General features: G+C 71.0%; 1 protein-coding gene. It reads left to right on the top strand.

The features are described 5' to 3' along the window. Positions 1–68 precede the first annotated feature (68 nt). Complete coding sequence (locus tag Q0112_RS06130; protein WP_297972766.1) at positions 69–1574, top strand: GMC oxidoreductase; 1506 nt, start codon at positions 69–71, stop codon at positions 1572–1574. Positions 1575–1649 lie beyond the last annotated feature (75 nt).

Genomic DNA, 1649 nt, shown 5'->3' with positions numbered 1-1649 from the left:
CCGCCGCGCCCACGTGCCGGCCTTGACGCGGCGGGAGGGCGTGCGAAGGTGGCGAGCGGGAGGAGCCGATGATCGCCGACGCGAGCAGCATGGACCGCAGCGCCTTCGAGCGTGAATTCGATGTCTGCGTCGTCGGGTCGGGGCCCGCCGGGATCACCCTGGCGCGGCGGCTGGCGGCGAAGGGAGCGCGCGTCGCGCTGATGGAGGCGGGCGGGCTCGAGTACAGCGACGAGAGCCAGGACGCCTATCGCGGCACCAACATCGGGATGGAGTATTTCGACCTCGACGTCTGTCGGCTGCGCTACTTCGGCGGCACCTCGAACCACTGGGGCGGCTGGACGCGGGCGCTCGAGGCGGTGGACTTCCTTCCGAAGAGCTATGCGCCGCTGACCGGCTGGCCGATCGGGCAGATCGACCTCGACCCCTACCGGACCGAGGCGGACGCGATCCTCGACGTACCCTCGGCGACCGAGGCGCCGGACCTGCCGGTCAGGCAGAAGGGTTACGACTTCCATCGCTTCCAGTTCCGCTTCAGCCCGCCGACCCGCTTCGCGGAGAAGTATCTTGGCGAGATCGAGGCGTCGGAGGCGATCACCCTCGTCGTGAACGCGAACCTCGTCGACCTCAGGCTGGACGAGGGGCTCGGGCGGGTGGCGGGCGCGGTCTTCCGTGGCTACGCCCCCGCCGATCCGGGGTTCACCATCCGGGCGCGGGCCTACGCGCTCTGCTGCGGCGGGATCGAGAACGCACGGCTGCTGCTCAACTTCACCTCCCAGGTGCCGGAGGGGGTCGGCAACCGCGGCGGCTGGGTCGGGCGCTGCTTCGCCGACCATCCGCATTTCCTGATCGCCGAGTGCGTCCTGCGCGTGCTGGTGCGGGAGCGCGAGTTCTATGCGCCGACCGAGCTCTTCATGACTGAGCACGCGTGCCTCAACTTCGGGCTCCGACTCGAGCCGCGCTGGATCTGGCCCTACGAGCTGCCGGCGCTGGCGCGGGAGGACATGCCGCCCGAGGAGTTCAACATCCTGCTCGAGCGGCTGGTGCGCGACCCCTTCGTCGACCGGGCGCTGACCGACCGGCTGGTGCTGCCGCAGCCGACCGGGCAGACCGGTGTGCTCCGGATCGCGCAGGAGGCGCTGCCCAACCCGGAGAGCCGGGTACGGCTCGGCGAGGAGCGCGATGCCTTCGGCCTGCGCCGGGTGGCGATGGACTGGCGGCTGTCGGAGATCGACGTCCACACCATGCGCACGGCGGCCATGGCCTTCGGCGCGCACATGGCCGACACGGAGATCGGGCGGGCGCAGGTCGGGGACTGGCTGCTGGCCGATCCGCCGCGCTTTCCCGGCGTCCTCGACGACGAGGTGGGCGGCAAGCACCACATGGGGACGACGCGGATGGCGGCGGATCCGGGCAAGGGGGTGGTCGACGCCGACTGCCGGGTGCACGAGGTGGAGAACCTCTATATCGGCGGGTCGAGCGTCTTCGCCAGCACCGGGCATTGCAACCCGACCTATACGCTGACCCAGCTCGCGCTCAGGCTGGGCGACCATCTGGCGGCGCGGCTGGCTGGCTGAGAGTCGGCGCTTTGAGCGCCGTTCGCCCGCATGCGCGGGCTCTGGTCCCGGAGACCCGAGGGCAGCACCCTCGCT

The sequence above is a fragment of the uncultured Amaricoccus sp. genome, assembly GCF_937858865.1.
In the GTDB taxonomy this organism is placed as follows: Bacteria; Pseudomonadota; Alphaproteobacteria; order Rhodobacterales; family Rhodobacteraceae; genus Amaricoccus.
The sequence above is the reverse complement of the archived record's forward strand: the minus strand, read 5'-3'. Positions and strand labels throughout refer to the sequence as shown.

Coding starts and splice junctions, on each gene's coding strand:
- Q0112_RS06130 (WP_297972766.1), top strand. CDS start 69: ATGATCGCCGACGCGAGCAGCATGGACCGCAGCGCCTTCGAGCGTGAA.